The organism is Agrobacterium tumefaciens (genome assembly GCF_013318015.2).
Taxonomy (GTDB): domain Bacteria; phylum Pseudomonadota; class Alphaproteobacteria; order Rhizobiales; family Rhizobiaceae; genus Agrobacterium; species Agrobacterium tumefaciens.
The window spans coordinates 109557-124397 of record NZ_CP115846.1 but is presented as its reverse complement, the minus strand read 5'-3'; the positions used below and the strand labels follow the sequence as shown (position 1 = coordinate 124397).

The 14841-nt window shown below is 55.4% G+C and carries 12 protein-coding genes; 2 read left to right on the top strand and 10 right to left on the bottom strand.

What is annotated here, in order from left to right; all coding sequences use genetic code 11:
- The first annotated feature begins 389 nt into the window (after nucleotides 1–389).
- Both istA and istB read left to right on the top strand, forming a co-directional pair.
- Nucleotides 390–1943, top strand: coding sequence for an IS21 family transposase (gene istA, locus G6L97_RS27785; protein WP_174004805.1), 1554 nt, complete (start codon nucleotides 390–392; stop codon nucleotides 1941–1943).
- 17 nt (nucleotides 1944–1960) lie between these two features.
- The gene (gene istB / locus G6L97_RS27780) at nucleotides 1961–2737 is read left to right on the top strand and encodes an IS21-like element helper ATPase IstB (protein WP_174004807.1); all 777 of its coding nucleotides are present in this window, start codon (nucleotides 1961–1963) and stop codon (nucleotides 2735–2737) included.
- A 46-nt stretch (nucleotides 2738–2783) separates the two neighbouring features.
- On the opposite strand, the gene G6L97_RS27775 is transcribed toward istB, so the two are convergent.
- The 10 genes from G6L97_RS27775 to G6L97_RS27730 all read right to left on the bottom strand — a co-directional run bounded on the left by G6L97_RS27775 (nucleotide 2784) and on the right by G6L97_RS27730 (nucleotide 14806).
- On the bottom strand, nucleotides 2784–3731 hold the full coding sequence (locus G6L97_RS27775; protein ID WP_174004709.1) for a tyrosine-type recombinase/integrase: 948 nt from the start codon (nucleotides 3729–3731) through the stop codon (nucleotides 2784–2786).
- Nucleotides 3728–4642, bottom strand: a complete 915-nt coding sequence (locus G6L97_RS27770; RefSeq protein WP_174004707.1) for a tyrosine-type recombinase/integrase — start codon at nucleotides 4640–4642, stop codon at nucleotides 3728–3730. Before G6L97_RS27770 ends, G6L97_RS27775 begins: the two co-directional genes overlap by 4 nt.
- Complete coding sequence (locus tag G6L97_RS27765) at nucleotides 4636–5865, bottom strand: tyrosine-type recombinase/integrase (protein WP_174004706.1); 1230 nt, start codon at nucleotides 5863–5865, stop codon at nucleotides 4636–4638. Before G6L97_RS27765 ends, G6L97_RS27770 begins: the two co-directional genes overlap by 7 nt.
- Nucleotides 5866–6069: 204 nt before the next feature.
- Nucleotides 6070–6342, bottom strand: a complete 273-nt coding sequence (locus tag G6L97_RS27760; RefSeq protein ID WP_108722683.1) for a hypothetical protein — start codon at nucleotides 6340–6342, stop codon at nucleotides 6070–6072.
- Between the two features lie 486 nt (nucleotides 6343–6828).
- Nucleotides 6829–8883 carry a virA/G regulated protein gene (locus tag G6L97_RS27755; RefSeq protein ID WP_174004704.1) on the bottom strand — a complete coding sequence of 685 codons (2055 nt, stop codon included), beginning with the start codon at nucleotides 8881–8883 and terminating at the stop codon, nucleotides 6829–6831.
- A gap of 66 nt (nucleotides 8884–8949) precedes the next feature.
- Nucleotides 8950–10620 carry a type IV secretion system single-stranded DNA binding effector VirE2 gene (locus G6L97_RS27750; protein WP_010891481.1) on the bottom strand — a complete coding sequence of 557 codons (1671 nt, stop codon included), beginning with the start codon at nucleotides 10618–10620 and terminating at the stop codon, nucleotides 8950–8952.
- A 13-nt stretch (nucleotides 10621–10633) separates the two neighbouring features.
- Nucleotides 10634–10825 (bottom strand): type IV secretion system effector chaperone VirE1, encoded by a 192-nt coding sequence (gene virE1, locus G6L97_RS27745; RefSeq protein ID WP_010891482.1) that lies wholly within the window; start codon nucleotides 10823–10825, stop codon nucleotides 10634–10636.
- A gap of 115 nt (nucleotides 10826–10940) precedes the next feature.
- Complete coding sequence (virE3, locus tag G6L97_RS27740; RefSeq protein WP_174004702.1) at nucleotides 10941–11192, bottom strand: type IV secretion system virulence effector VirE3; 252 nt, start codon at nucleotides 11190–11192, stop codon at nucleotides 10941–10943.
- A gap of 452 nt (nucleotides 11193–11644) precedes the next feature.
- Nucleotides 11645–12103, bottom strand: coding sequence for a virA/G regulated protein (locus G6L97_RS27735; RefSeq protein WP_233278938.1), 459 nt, complete (start codon nucleotides 12101–12103; stop codon nucleotides 11645–11647).
- A 177-nt stretch (nucleotides 12104–12280) separates the two neighbouring features.
- Nucleotides 12281–14806, bottom strand: coding sequence for a virA/G regulated protein (locus G6L97_RS27730; protein WP_174004700.1), 2526 nt, complete (start codon nucleotides 14804–14806; stop codon nucleotides 12281–12283).
- Between the last annotated feature and the right edge of the window lie 35 nt (nucleotides 14807–14841).

Genomic DNA, 14841 nt, shown 5'->3' with positions numbered 1-14841 from the left:
TATACGGACATGCGCAATTATGCGGCGATGATAATTATGCGGAGTCGATGACGTCGATGGACGCCTTGGGCGACTTCTTGACATCCATCGGCTCCACATAACTATGCGCTATCGCGTGGCAAGCATCGCGATCAGTTTATCCGGCGGGCGGAATTTGCCTGGCTTGATGCCGAGTGGCACCAAAGCGTTGAGCATCTCGAGTTTTTCGGTCGGGTCTGCGTGTTTCACTAATCTCGGGACAGCGCTTCCGGTAATTCGCGGACAGCGATTTCAGTAAATACGGGACAGCGATTCCGCTAATTCCGAGACAGTCTCGGATGCAGATTTAGGTCGATTTTCGCAAGCGCCGTTCTGGCAGATTGCCTCCTCATCATCGGTTGAGAGGGGCCATGCCAAGACGGAAGCAAGCGAGACGAACGACAGTGAAAGACATTCGATCGATACTGCGGCTGACGCATGAACAGGGCCTTTCGGTTCGCGCCGTTTCGGAACGCCTGAAGATCAGCAAAACCTCTGTGGCGACGTATCTGCTGCGAGCGAAGGAGACCGGCCTTTCGGTCTGGCCGTTACCTGCGGGTCTCGATGACGATGCCGCGCTGGAGCGACATCTCTTCCGGCGGGTTGGTCGACCGCCACAAGACCTGGTCGAGCCGGATTGGCGGTCCGTTTCTGCCGAGCTGAAGCGCAAGGGTGTGACGCTGACGCTGCTGTGGCAGGAATACAGGGCGAGCCATCCCGACGGCTACGGCTACACATGGTTCTGCGACCGTTTTGCCGCCTTCGAACGCCGCGCTCACGCAACCTTCCGCAACCGCCATGAGGCGGGCGCGGTGATGCAGACGGATTACGCCGGCCACACCATCCCCATCACCGACCCTTCGACCGGCGTCATCCACTCTGCGCAAATCTTCGTGGCGATGCTTCCCGCCTCGTCACTGACATTCGCTTATGCCAGCTTCAGCCAGAAACTGCCGGACTGGATCGAGGGTCAGGAACGCGCACTGAGCTTCTTCGGCGGCGTCCCGAAGGCGATCGTGTGCGACAATCTGAAGGCAGGCGTTGCCAAGGCTCTGTGGTTCGAGCCCACGCTCAACGCCACCTTCGCTGCCATGGCCGAACATTATGATACGACCATCCTGCCGACCAGAAGCCGCAAGCCGCGTGACAAAGCCAAGGTCGAAGGCGCCGTGCTGATCGTCGAGCGTTGGATACTGGCTCGCCTCAGAAACCGGCGCTTCTTCAGCGTGTCTGATCTAAACGCCGCGATCTCGGTTCTGCTTGACGACTTGAACAACCGCCCGATGCGCCATATCGGCAAGTCGCGCCGAGATCTGTTCGAGGAGGTGGAGAGAAAGGCGCTTGCGCCGCTGCCAGCGACGCCATTCGACTATGCGGAATGGAAATCGGCAAAGGTCCATCCCGATTACCACGTCGAAGTCGACAAGACATTCTACTCTGTGCCGCATCGCTTGATCGGCCGACAAGTTGATGTGCGTCTTACCCATCGGGTGGTCGAGATATTCCTCGATCACAAGCGGATTGCCAGCCATATCAGGCGTTCTCAGCGATCCGGGCATGTCACAATCAACGAGCACATGCCCAAATCCCACCAGCGTTATGCCAACACGACGCCGGCATCACTTTTGAACCAAGCCGCAAGGATCGGGGTGAACACTGCCATTCTGGTCGAGCGGGTGATGCGCGATCGTCCTCATCCCGAACAGGGATATCGCTCGGCTTTCGGCATTCTGTCCCTTGCCCGCCGTTATGAGACGGATCGCCTGGAAGCGGCTTGTGAGCGGGCGCTGGTCATAAACTCCATCACCTATTCCTCTGTCGCCGCCATTCTCAAATCCGGTCTCGATCGGACCAAACCCCAGATCGATTCGGCAAAACCCACCCCGCCGCACACCAACATCCGCGGTGGCTCCTATTACCAGTGAAGGAAAAGGAAAGACCCATGCTGACACATCCAACTCTTGAACAGATGCAGGCCCTTGGCCTTGCCGGAATGGCAACGGCCTATCGCGAACTTGCCGCTCAGAACAACAGCAGCGATCTCAGCCGTGACGAGTGGCTTGGCCTGATGCTTGATCGGGAAACGGCTCTGCGATCCGACAAGCGCCTGACCAACCGGCTTGCAGCTTCAAAGCTCCGCTTTCCCGATGCCTGCATCGAGAACATCGACTTTGCCGCTCATCGTGGTCTCGACCGCCGCAACACTTTGTCGCTTGCGCAAGGGGCATGGCTGAAGGCGCATGAGAATATGATCATCACAGGCCAGACCGGCACGGGAAAAACCTGGCTTGCCTGCGCCTTCGGTCGCCAAGCTGCCCGGCTCGATCATTCCATCCTGTATCTGCGCATGCCGCGTCTGTTCGAAGACCTTAGCCTTGCCAGGCTCGACGGTCGCTTTCCACGGCTGGTCGATAAACTCGCCCGCGTCCCGTTGCTGATCCTCGACGACTGGGGAACGCACACGCTCACCGATCAACAGCGCCTCGACTTGTTGGAAATCTTCGAGGAACGCTATCGCCGGAAATCGACGCTCATCACCGCGCAGCTTCCCGTCGCCCAGTGGCACGACATGATAGGAGAACCGACAATAGCAGACGCAATCCTCGATCGGATCATCCACAATGCGCACCGCATTGCCCTTGAAGGCGACAGCATGCGACGGCAAAAAACACCATCCCACTTGACCGGCGCTGAAAACGGAGAAATCAATCTCTCATGACTTCAACCAGGCAGGCGAAAATCGACCACATCATGCTGTCCCGGAATTAGTGAAACCACTGTCCGCGATTTACTGAAACGACTGTCCCGTTCTCCCGAAATACGCACGGGTCAGCTCGCAGGTAGATCTCCGTGCTCTGGAGAGTGGCGTGACCCAGCCACAGCGCTACTTTGCGAATGTCGCGCGTCGCCTGAAGCATGTGCATTGCGCAGCTATGGCGCAGGACATGTGGCGATATCGACTTCGTCGCCAACGTGGGCGCGACGCTGACGGCGGCGGTGGCGTGCTTTTCGAGGATGTATTCGAAACCGGAGCGGGTCATCATCCTACCAGCGTTGTTCAGGAAGAGCGCCGTGTCGCCATTCTTGGGTCTGACCGCGATCCAGGCGCGGATCGCGGCTGCAGTCTCATGCCAGAGCGGTAGCACGCGCTCTCGACGTCCTTTGCCGATGATATGGATGCTAGCGGGTGACCGTCCGTCGAACTGGTCGAGGGTGAGTCCAACGAGTTCGGAAACGCGCAGCCCGCCGGCGAAAGCCAGATGCAGCATGGCTCGATCCCGAATGCCTGATAATGACCGCCGATCCGGTGCACTAAGCAGCGCTTGCACTTCGGCACGCGAAAGCGAAGCCACGAGCGCCTCGTCAATCTTCTTCATCGGAATAGCGTGCACCCTAAAGGCCTGATCCAGCACTGCGGGTACGCGATGCTCGAGATAGCGGAAGAAGGACTTCACGGCCGCCAGCCTGGCGTTGCGCGAACGGGCCTTGTTGCCACGCGTTTCTTCGATGTGTTCGAGAAAGGTGAGGATCATCGGTACGTCGAAATCTTCGATCTGCAGCAGACACGGTCGCTTGCTCAATCGTCGCGCGGCAAACGTCACCAGCAGCTGGAAGCTATAGGCATAGGCATCGCAAGTGTGAACGCTTGCACGTCGTTCCCGGGGAAGATGTTCGCGCAGGAAGGCGGTGAGGTGCTGGGCAAGTTGGGTCATGCCGTCACTCCTCGATGCAATGTCTCGCCGGCTGCCGACATATGCGTCATCAGCTCCGGCGTTGACTGGAGATACCAGTAAGTATCGGTTACATGGGCGTGCCCCAGATAGGTACTGAGTGCGGTGATATGCTGCGCGACCGCCTGGGAATCGTGCGCACAGTGTTCGAGAGAGCGGACGGCGAACGTGTGGCGAAGATCGTGAATCCGCGGCCCTCGCGATCCTGCAGCCCCTCGCAACCCGATCGATCGCATAATCTGCAAGAAGACCGTTATCACTGTCGGATAAGCGAGCGGCGTTCCCTGATGCGATATGAAAAGCGCATCGCTCTGACTTGCTGCCTTCAGGCGAGTGGCGAGGTATCCGTCCAAAGCGCGTCGGGTGGTCGGGTGGAGCGGCAGCAACCGGCTCTTCTTGAACTTGGTCTGGGCGATGATCAACCCATCGTCGGTCACATCCGGCAATCGAATGGCGATCGCCTCCGAAACACGCATGCCCGTCGCGGCAATCAGCCCGAACATCGTGGCGTAGGTGAGCGGCCTGATTGAACCGTCAGGGCCAAGTCGCTGAGCGTCGTCTATCAGCTGTCGGATCTCCCCGGGACTATAAATGTAGGGCGTGCGGCGATTGCGAGTTGCGCGGCCGAAAAGATCAGCGGAGGGAACTTCGTGGCGCGAATCTTCGGCATGCAGCGAGAGCGCGAAGCGACGGACCGCCAATAGGCGGTTGCGACGTTGTTCGCGTGAAGGCGCCTGTAGCGCCCACTCATGCACGGTTGCTGTCGTTATAAAATGCTCACCGCGATGCTCGGCAAAGGTGACGAAGTTGCGCAGGAGAATGCCTGGGGTCCTAAACTTGAATCCCAGGGCTTGATGCAGCGCCGCATGGTCGGCGAGGAGCTGACTCAGCATGGGAGCTCTCCCGGCCAAGGCTGGGCAACCTGCTCCAGCATCGCGACATCGACCTTAGCGTAATGTGCGGTCATATCGATCGAACGGTGACGCAGCACCGTGCCAACAGCTTCGAGTGTGGCCCCCGCGCGGAGCATCGAGGTTGCCGCCGAGTGGCGCAGCAAGCACGCTCCCGACGACGGGGGATCTGAAATGCCCGCACGTTTTAGCGCCAGCGCTACGATCGTGGAGACATGACTGGACTGTGAAAATGACCGGAAGGGAGCAATCATTGTAAGAAAGACCGCCTCTTGAGGCACGCGCGGCCGTTCCTGCTCGATGTATGCGAGAAGTGCATCACCGACGTCCTGCGGTAATGGCAGCCGAACTTGCCGGCGCGCTTTGCCACTTAGGCGCAGCATACCTGACGTCCATTCGATGTCGTCGAGCCTGAGTCCGGCCACATCCCCGGCCCGCAGTCCAAGACGAGCTAATAGAAGCAGGATTGCCCGGTCCCGCAGTTGGCCTCTGCTGAGTTGATCGCAGGATGCAATGACGCTTTCAACCTCGGTGGCTGCAAGATACCGCGGCAACGATGAAAGGCGCCACTGCAAGACCGGGGGAATGGCGTGATCGAGGTTGGGACGGCACAAGCTGGCACCCGCGAGGTAGCGGAGATAGCTGCGCAAGGCGCTTGTTATGGTCCTCAGATTAGCTGGCCCGGTTCGCTCGCGCCACTCCCGGACAACGTTACGGATCAGGGCGGCATCATAGTCGAGGGTCGCCGCGCCGAGCACCGGCAAGAGCTTATGGAGGTCGCGAAGGTGACGGGTGATCGTTCGTTCCGACAGTCCTCGGTGGACGCGCAACCAGCTCTGATAGCCGTCAAGCAGGGGATATGGCGACGCGATCTTCGGGGGTGGACATACGACACCTGCCCCTTGCAGGAAAACAACGAACCTCCCGGCACGGCGAGAGTATTTTGGCGAGACCCGCAGCCACTGTCGCCCACCGGCACATCGACAGCGATGTTCGGCAAAGCGACGAACGACATCACCATCGATGACGTCCATCGAGATCCCCGATTTATCAAGCCAAGCTGCGAAATGACGAGCCGAGGCCGTGTAGCCTTCAATGGTCAGCGGCGTATACCTCTGAGCGGCAAGCTCATCTGCGAACCGATCGATCCATGACGACAAAGGGCCGGGATCGAGGAACCGGTGATTACGACTATTGGCATCCATGTTACTCTCCTCACAGGGTGAACCCATCGTGAGGGAGCATATTATGTGGAGCGACCGCGCCTGCGCATTTTAACTAAGCAGCTATAATGAATACATAATCTATAGAATTGCGTCATCGACTCTGCATAATTATCATCGCCGCATAATTACGGAAGTCGACCGGCTTGCTCGCGACCATGATCCGTACGCGGTTCGACGGAAAGATCATGCCGGAACCGCGCAGGCACGCGCAATAGCGGCAATGCGGGCGGCAGACGCACCTTCTTCCAGGCGGATGGTGACAGCGCCGACGATGATCTCAGGGCGGCTAGTTTTATTGATCAGCGGCTCCGCAACGGGTGGATCGATGACTACCGCTGCGAACTCCACTGGGTCATCGGGTGCAGGTAGAACAAGCTTGCCCTGCCGCGCCATCGTTCGCCAAGTCGAAAGGCGGTTCGCCCGCAATCCATAGCGCTCGGCGCCCTCATTCACCATCGCGCGCCAGGTCTCAAGCTTTCCGAAACGATCTGCGCCTTGACCTCGTCCGGCCAATGCCGGTGAATCTCACGTCCAGACTTCCTGGTTGTGAGAAACTCCAATGTACTCTCCATGGAGAAACTCCCGTTGCTCGTCCATGGAAAGCCGATCACAGATTAGGGCGGCGAGAACAACGGGGGGGTAGGACATCGGTTACGCTGAAGCCCTGTTTTCCGGCATAGGTATCGCGGGGCCGCACGACACGGCAGGTGGGCTTTGATGAGACACTCACGGCATTGCTCCTATGGGCTGGCGGTTCAACATAGCTACATTGCAAGCTACACAAACGTTCTCGCAGAGTCATCTAATATGCGTAGAGGCTGCGCAGCGGGATGTCACAACTCTGAACTATTCCTCGAGCACCACCTCGAAGTGGTGTGTTCCGCACATCTTGGCCTGTTTCAATCAAGCCACTGGGTGGACACTTGAATCGGTAATTTCATTCTAAAGTGAAAGCCCTCCTGACATGGAGCGCTCTCGGCTCCGTGAGCTTTCCAAAACCCTCGGTCGCTCATGATCCGCCTTCGGCAAAGGACCCGGTAATGGCACACTAAGCAGTTCATCCAGTAACGCTTGCTGTTCCGAATTTGTCAAATGGTCGCCTTGCATCGAGAGTTCTGGTCGTGTTTCTGAGACGCGCGACAAGCCCGGTTCGCCAAACAAAGCCTGCGGATCAAAGCGCTCACTTGTCGCATTGGTCGAGTGATCGCGTTCCAAAGGCCCTTGCGAATGTTCATCGAACACACTCTCCGACACTGAACTCGTTCGCACCAGGCTGTCTCCGGAAGCTCCACGGAGGCTGTCCTCAACACGCCCGCCTGGTGCGCCATGTACTTCCAAAGGCGGCGGGACTGGCACGCTATGCAGGAAACTCAAGAGCTCTTGCTCGTTTGGATCCGACTGATGATTATTGATCGGAAATAAGGACATCGGCGGCGCTTGGGAATCCGTTCTGCCGACCGGCGATTGCGGATCGGCGGATGGGTTTATCGAGGCCCGCCGCGAACCTAACATCGTTATTCTTTCCGGCGATCCGGGAAACGACATCTCTGTTATTGACCGGCTTGACCGGAAGAGATTTCCCCGCCTCTCACTGAGGTTTTTTTCCTCTTGCTTTTCCCTTTCATTATCACGCTGGAGATTGACCGCCACTGGCCCTTTTTCCGACTTAGCGCCTTCCCTTGGAAAAACTGGATCTGAGGCACGCACATTTGACGATGGAGGTAGTGTTTGGGAACCGACCCGTCGCTCGGAGTTCGGTTGCCGAAACAAGGGTGAATTTTGTATAACGCCATCAAATCGTCGGTCTTTTGCAGGCACAACCCTAGGCTCAGCCTCATCACGACGGCCGTCTCTAAGAGAGTTGACCAGATGCGACTGCGGCGCCGAATCCACATTTGCCGTCTCCCGTGGAGGCGATCTAGGGATAACTGCGCGCTCTTGCCAAGCCTTCCTATGCTCAATGGATTCCGAATTTCGCAGCTTCTGAGCGTCGTGTTCTTGTTCACTTAGCGTCGTCAGTTTCCGACGAACCGTCACGCCGAGTATCTTTTTTGAGACTTTTTTGATATCAGCGTTCAAATACGCTGTTTCACTCTTGTAGATCTTACCGAACGTATGCTTGGTGCTCGTCAATTGCCCGCTAGCCTCATCGTAGACAGCCGATCGCTTGTTGAAGAGCCGTCGATGACTCGATATATCTCGGCCAAGTTCGTTGCCCTCTGTGTCTAGCAGGGATCTATAAGATTTGCTGAATGCGCCACCAAGTTTTCGAATTGTCGTCTGAGAGGTCTGACGATCCACGGCTTTCGTCGAATTCTTGGAAAAGCCGAGACGTTTGCTGCCGATGAGCTCGAGGTTGCCTTTTTCGTCCCGCTCAAAAGTTTCCTGCTTGGAACCTTTTCGACGGGTTAGTTCACGAAAGAGCCGGTTTTCCGGTCCGCTCCGGTAGGGTGTGCTGACCTTCTCGGAAATAGGTTGAAATAGCCGATTTCGGTTGACAAACTGCGTGCGGAACAGCAGGCCATTTTCGTCTCGTTCCCATTTTTCTTCAAAGCGTCCGTCTTTGTATTTCACATGCTTCGCGCGAAGTGTACCGTCCTCGGCATAAAGATGGCTGCTAACGCTCCTCCAGGTCTTCTTTTCGTGGAGACCCAAGTAAACATTGCCAGTCTCTGCGTTACGCTTCAGAACCTTTCTTGTTTTTCTTATTATACCATGCTCGCGCGTTAATTCTTTTGGGCTGTCGACCCGAAGCTGTTTATTTCCAAGCATTTTATAGCTTATTTCGCCTCGAAAGCCGTCTTCCAGCTTGTCGATTATCTGCATATCGGCGACATATTTTCGCTTCTGGTCCGGCGTTTCGAGCCGGGCTAGATTCCTTGTTGCCTCCTCTTCAGTAAGCGAGGCTTTACGCATTTGCTTAGAAAGCCGCTTAGCAGAACGGCGCATGTCAGCCGTAAGCGACTTCGCGACACTCTTCTTCGTCGTGTCGACCATTGTTGAATCCTTTCAAATGCATATTTTGAACTAAAGGGCTTCGTCACTGACGCGGTATCAGGAAATCTACAGACTGTTTACGGTTGGGCCGCGCGGTCGGCTTTCATAAGTCCGCCGGCTGTCACTGATGGGGGGCAATGCTGGCTCCGGCCGGACAAAAGCACGTGAATATCTATCGGACGGTTCAGCGAGAAGCTGCGCTGCGTCGCTCGGTAATTTCATCATCAGGCGCTCATATTCCACAACATTAGTGTAAGTGCCGGTTCTTTGCCCCTTTTCATTGCGATCCGCTATCAGGACATCTTTTTGAGACAGTTGTTGCAACTTTTCCGGGGACAAATCTGGAACCTCACGTAAGTTCGGGCCATCCGCAACAATAACCGCTGCCTGTCTGTCAAACTGCTCAAACTTGACACTATTCGCATGACTTTGCCGACCCATCGACACGGGCAGACCAACTTTATCCATCAGTTGGGTAAAGTGTTCGGGGTCGGAATATTCCAGTCTTGAAGGTGACATGTAACGGTTTCCGTCGCGAGCAAGGACCTGAACTCGATCCCACAACTTTCCCTCTTTCAAGGCTTGCGTCCAAGGGGAGTTGGGTAGGTTTTGCAATAGGTAGTCAACGCTTACATGGCGATCGCGAGTCATGCCTCCCTGGCCATCTGGCTGCCTTCCCATATTCACAGTCGCAGCCGGAAACTGCTTGTTGTGAGCTCGATTCTCGCCGGCGAACTCTGCGAAACGGATATCCGCACTGCCCCGCTCCCATGATTCCAAATATTTGGAGTCATGCATAATCCCAGATTTGGATTTGAGCTTGATCTCGGTATCGCTACCGTATTTAGTTTTGATTGCGCGTTCGAATTCCTCAAATCGCTTGTTAGCGTAAGCGTCGCCCGCAAACCTGTACGAGAAATGTATATCATTTTGCGGGGTCTTGATTAAGATATCCGGCAGCAGTGAACCAGCTTGAAACTGGTGCTCATAGCGTTTTTGAATTTCTCTGCGCCCGTATTTCTCTGTTTGTATATATCTATCCTCAGGCCTCAATTTATAATTTCGGTCGAGCTTAATATTCTTGTCTGTTTGATAGAAGATGTCGGTGCCAGTGATGCCCATCTCTGCGTGAGCGCGATTCCAGACTTCCAACTTGTACTGAAAACACTGTTTACTCTGTTCTCTTGGCTCCAGGTTATGCAATTGTGCAGCCAATTGCTCCGGGATATCGATCCTCTCGAATGCGAGGGGCGGGGGATAGTAGTTGCCGACTCCATCCCTATAGAGCCGGCAGCTCGCATTGAATTCCGCCTTGGTGGGCAGATGATCGAGGTTACCTTTAGTAGTACCTGCGAACTTGTCTTGTCCGGTTTGCCGCACAAGAATATACTCGTCGGTACGCCGATCATGGCCTGGTAAAGCCATCTTCGCGAATAAGTTGGATAGCTCATTTTCAACCTCAGACCGATTGCCTTGAGCGCTGCTAGAAACATGACTTGACTGAGAATCGAGCATGTCCGCATCCAACCGCGGGCCGAGATCATCCGTGTGAGTCGGGCTTCCGTGCATGTTGTGTTCGGGAGTTTCTTGGCTACCCGTCATATCAATTTCGGACATCCCGGTGGAATTTACGCCCTCCCTCTTCTGGCGCTTCAAATTCACGAAATCAGAAGTTTCGACATTGCCTGCTGCGGTCTCAGTGATATTTTCACCATTGCCTTCGGCCTTCGGATCCATCGTCTAACTCCTTTTAGCCGGCTAGGTTTTCTTCGGGGAGCGGGCAGTGAAGGACAAAATTCTCCAGTTCAATCATTTCGAGATCCAAACTCGTAAAGCCATTTGACTGGTGATGGTCGCTCAACTCCTCTTTGTGAATTTCTTGCGGCTTCTCAACCGCCAAGACAGGCATGTTTTTATTCGCATTTAGCTTGATGATCACCATATCATTGTTTCTCCTACAGAAATTACGATTTTCCTAGTGCCTTCCGCTCCGATCCTGCCCAGCCCAAATCCATCGAACGGAAAATTATCGGTGCAAATTAAGGTTTGCTCCATCTTCATGGCCCCGAATGGCCCGGTGCGAGTGTAGGGCCTCCTGCACAACTCTCTTCAGACGTGGCGCATGCTTTGCCGGAAGCCCACCATCGTCGACGGTTTTCATCTTTCTCTTGAACCAAAAGTCGCTCAAAACAAGTCACACAGTGAGGTTGTCGGTTTGCCGCCAGGTCAACTTGACTATCGACGTAAGCGGCTTCAGCCGGTAGCCTGCGCGGGACGAAAGCCGTCCGATCAACATCATCACGGTGCATTGCTTTCTAGGCTGCTGCAGCGGCAGTCACTCTTCGGACACAATCAAGACTCCTAATAGAATTGAGCCTTCGGTGAATCTACCATCCGAGCCTCCGTCATTAAACGAATATCGCGTTTCATATGTAATTCTTGCCAAGTCACGGAGTTAGCACGACTTTATCGAATAAGGCCGCAGGAGATAGTGATCGAGTAACCGGTGCCGTGTGAATGTAATTCTTTCGGAATGCCACAATGACTGGTCATTCGGGATCCCGCCGTTAGCGTTTACGGTGTTCTGCACGGCCTCGACCCCACGGATCAGACTCTTCGCTTGTCGAGGGGGATAGTATTCCTCGACGCGCCTCGACAATCTCAAAGCGCCCAGCAAATCCCTCATCATCCGCCATGCCAAATCTCCAGCTCTTGCCGGAGACGTATTGGCACGGACTTCAATGCTCAGGAATATCCGTATTCAATGGGATGGAGACGGCGGATACGTTGTACGGTCGCAAATTTCGGCTCTCGGCGAACTCAAGTTTGCCCTATCATCCGACGATGGCGAGTTGTGCAGTTCATTCAAGGTCGATCGAGCGGCATCAAGAGCTTGGCGATCCTCGCCAACGGAGACGGAAGCGGCTTGATGCGCGATCGTCATCTCCGACTCTAGCCGCTCATCGCGTTCGTTTCGAAGATGACTATTGGCATCTCCTCGTTGCGACCGGGAGGGGTTAACGGGAGGATTCTGCCAGACTTGTTTATCGAGGGCGCGCTCCGCGGCGCGTAGTCTTTGAGCGTCAAGTTCGCGTTTGCTTAAAGTCTTCAATTCTTTACCGACCGTGACGCCCTGGATTTTCCTGGAGACCCATGGCGGGCCCGCGAGAACTTCATCTTTGCTGAGAGAGGTTGCGCGGCCCCTCGAAAAATCGACCATAACGGGAATATGCCATGAGATCGATCGCACGGGGCTTGGCAATAGAAGCTGTCGTGCGTTTCTCCGCCGATTATTTTCCAGGGACGAGACAAGCAGATGGTGGATCAAAAGTTGAATGGCACTGCTGTCAAGAAATCGATTGCGAAGTCCGTAACAATCATTGTCTAGGCGACTTTGTCAGCGATTGAACGCTTTGTCTCTGCCTCGATCGCGCGGATCATAAACCCGTCGTTCATCGGGCTCGTCGGTAGTATATTCAACCTTAGCGGTCGACGATTGAGCTTCCAAAGGTGACGCGCCAATTAAGCCGGCGGTCCGGTTCAACGCCGCAACGAGTGCCTGCTTTTTCTGCCGTACACCAAGTTGTTTGGCGTCCAGATCCTTCTTTACGTCGTACAGGGCCAAAAACCGCTGATACACTTGACACTCACGCTCGAGAGTTGGCCATTTTCCGGTCAATGCGGTCTCGCGGGCAAGCACAGCTTCCGTTTGCCCACGAGGCCCAAGGTGTAGCAATGGGGGCGCTTGTTCTTTACTGGGTGGTGAAAGGACCGGATCACGACTCACTGTATAGTTGTAGCTAATTGTCGCAACTTGAATTGGCATGGTAACCCCATCGGGCGTTTCACTTTGGAGACCATGGGTGGCGAGCTGGTGCGCGTAGCCCAGCTGGTTCAACTGGTACCCATTTGAAGCTGTTGCACCTTCCGCGGACGCAACAGGGTCCGACAGGGTTGCCCTTTGATCTGCGCGATAGCTCGCATCATCTGGCCATCCGCGCCCGACCAGTCCAGTCCGTCCTCTTCCTGTCCCTACGTGTTGCCGATGAAGCTCCTTGTATTCGAGGTATGCCGGCATTGGCCTTTCGAGACGACGGCCTTCTTTGGTCGCCCGCAAAGTATCGTGGACGACCTTAAATCCGAAAATGTGCTCCGATTCGTATTTCCCGGTCTCTGTAGCCAGCCGAGCTCGTTCGTTTTTCCGGCTTGCATAGGTACCAATATTATCGGTTCGCGGCCGAGTAGTTTGTTCCGACGGAGAGGGCTCAGCCGCTTGTCCGCAATCTTCGGACAACAGTCCTTGCGCACCGAACTTGCCGCCGTGAATAGTCGCGTTTACTGCCCGGCGGCCTTTGGTGCCTAATCGCTTAATTTTACTGACGCCATCCAAACGATTACATTTGGCGATGCTTTCCGTTGGATTTGCATCCGGTCCAGGCGACCCGAAATTTAATGCACGCCTCGTTTCCAATTGTGAGCATGCCGGTGATTGCAGGTGACTCGCCTCTTGTGCTGCCAGATATGCGAAGGCGGGCCGGCCTGAATCTGATTGATTACCCAAAGCGCGGTTGGACTTGTTGGCGTCACTCGATTGCGAAGTGGGGCTAAGCGCCTCGGCTTCCGCAAACGGATCATGTTCATCGGGAATCCAGGCCAACGGATCAAGATCCGCAAGGCGCGCGTTCACCACAAGATTTTGCCATCGCGGTTGGGCAGGCTGCCTCCACCTTCCATACGCTTGACGTTCCGCATCCCCTAGCGACATTCCCTCGTATAGAAAGACTGGCGAGGATGTCTTTGCAAGTAACGAATTCGAAACCGAAGAGCTTGCTATGGAAGCCTGGCGCGCATCTAGGATGAGGGCTTCCCATGACGGTCGTTCCGGTTTGCTCCAGTTCTCGTATGCAGCATGCTCGGGTTCCCCGAGCTTCATTCCATCATAGATAAATGACGCGGAAGAACTCTTCCGCTGGTCGGTCGAGTCCTTCAGGCTGGCCTGTCTTGCATCGGGCCGAAACTCTAAGTTTTCTTCAAGGGAATTGTGCTCGTCTGTAATCCAAGAAGAATGGTCGAGTTCTGCCATGCGTGCATTAACGACGAGGTCCTCCCACGTGGGCTGAGCGTCCTCTTGCCATTCTTTGTAGGCTTGCCGTTCCCCCTCACCCAGTGGAATTCCCTCATACTCAAAAGTCGAGGAAGACCCTTCTGAAGCAAAGAGCCAGGCGGAGCTGTCAATTGCATCAAGGCGCGCCTTAAGTACCAGGTCTTTCCACGTGGGCGGCTCCGCGTTGCCCCAGTTATCATATGCCTCGCGCTCGGGTTCTCCGAGCCTCATCCCGTCATAGTAAAACGATGTAGAAGAATTCTCGTCCTGGTCGATCGGTTTTTTCCGCTTGCGTTTCGACGCTTGAGACCGAAACTCCTCGCCTTCTTTGAGGGGATTGTGCTCGTCTGCAATGTCAGCACAAGGATCAGGTTCCGCCATTCGTGCGTTGACAACGAGGTCTTCCCATGTGGGCTGAGCCTCCTCTTGCCATTCTTTGTAGGCTTGCCGTTCCCCCTCACCCAGCGGAATCCCTTCATATCTGAAGATCAAAGGCGACTCCTCGCCCAAATCGGGGAGCCAAGCGGAACTGTCGATTGCATCAAGGCGCGCCCTGAGTACCAGATCTTTCCATGTAGGCCGGTTCGATGGACACCAGTTCTCGTATGCTTCACGCTCCGCGGCGCCAAGCTTCATGCCATCATAGTCAAATGATGCAGATGGATGCTCGCCGCGATCGGTTTGGCCCTCAAGCGAGTCGTCAGCCGGACGGTTCCTGGGCTCGATTAGATTAAGGACAGGGGTAGCTCCGGCGGGAACTTCGGCAAACGATGCAGTCGAACCGCTAAGATCGACGTTCGGGTTTCCTGACGGTTTCATGGCGATATCTGCTTAATCGGCAACCTCGGGGTCTA

Excerpts from the sequence above, each read along its gene's own strand:
- istA (WP_174004805.1), top strand. The coding sequence starts at position 390 with ATGCCAAGACGGAAGCAAGCGAGACGAACGACAGTGAAAGACATTCGA.
- istB (WP_174004807.1), top strand. The coding sequence starts at position 1,961 with ATGCTGACACATCCAACTCTTGAACAGATGCAGGCCCTTGGCCTTGCC.
- G6L97_RS27775 (WP_174004709.1), bottom strand. The coding sequence starts at position 3,731 with ATGACCCAACTTGCCCAGCACCTCACCGCCTTCCTGCGCGAACATCTT.
- G6L97_RS27770 (WP_174004707.1), bottom strand. The coding sequence starts at position 4,642 with ATGCTGAGTCAGCTCCTCGCCGACCATGCGGCGCTGCATCAAGCCCTG.
- G6L97_RS27765 (WP_174004706.1), bottom strand. The coding sequence starts at position 5,865 with ATGGATGCCAATAGTCGTAATCACCGGTTCCTCGATCCCGGCCCTTTG.
- G6L97_RS27760 (WP_108722683.1), bottom strand. The coding sequence starts at position 6,342 with ATGGTGAATGAGGGCGCCGAGCGCTATGGATTGCGGGCGAACCGCCTT.
- G6L97_RS27755 (WP_174004704.1), bottom strand. The coding sequence starts at position 8,883 with ATGGTCGACACGACGAAGAAGAGTGTCGCGAAGTCGCTTACGGCTGAC.
- G6L97_RS27750 (WP_010891481.1), bottom strand. The coding sequence starts at position 10,620 with ATGGATCCGAAGGCCGAAGGCAATGGTGAAAATATCACTGAGACCGCA.
- virE1 (WP_010891482.1), bottom strand. The coding sequence starts at position 10,825 with ATGGTGATCATCAAGCTAAATGCGAATAAAAACATGCCTGTCTTGGCG.
- virE3 (WP_174004702.1), bottom strand. The coding sequence starts at position 11,192 with ATGCACCGTGATGATGTTGATCGGACGGCTTTCGTCCCGCGCAGGCTA.
- G6L97_RS27735 (WP_233278938.1), bottom strand. The coding sequence starts at position 12,103 with ATGGTCGATTTTTCGAGGGGCCGCGCAACCTCTCTCAGCAAAGATGAA.
- G6L97_RS27730 (WP_174004700.1), bottom strand. The coding sequence starts at position 14,806 with ATGAAACCGTCAGGAAACCCGAACGTCGATCTTAGCGGTTCGACTGCA.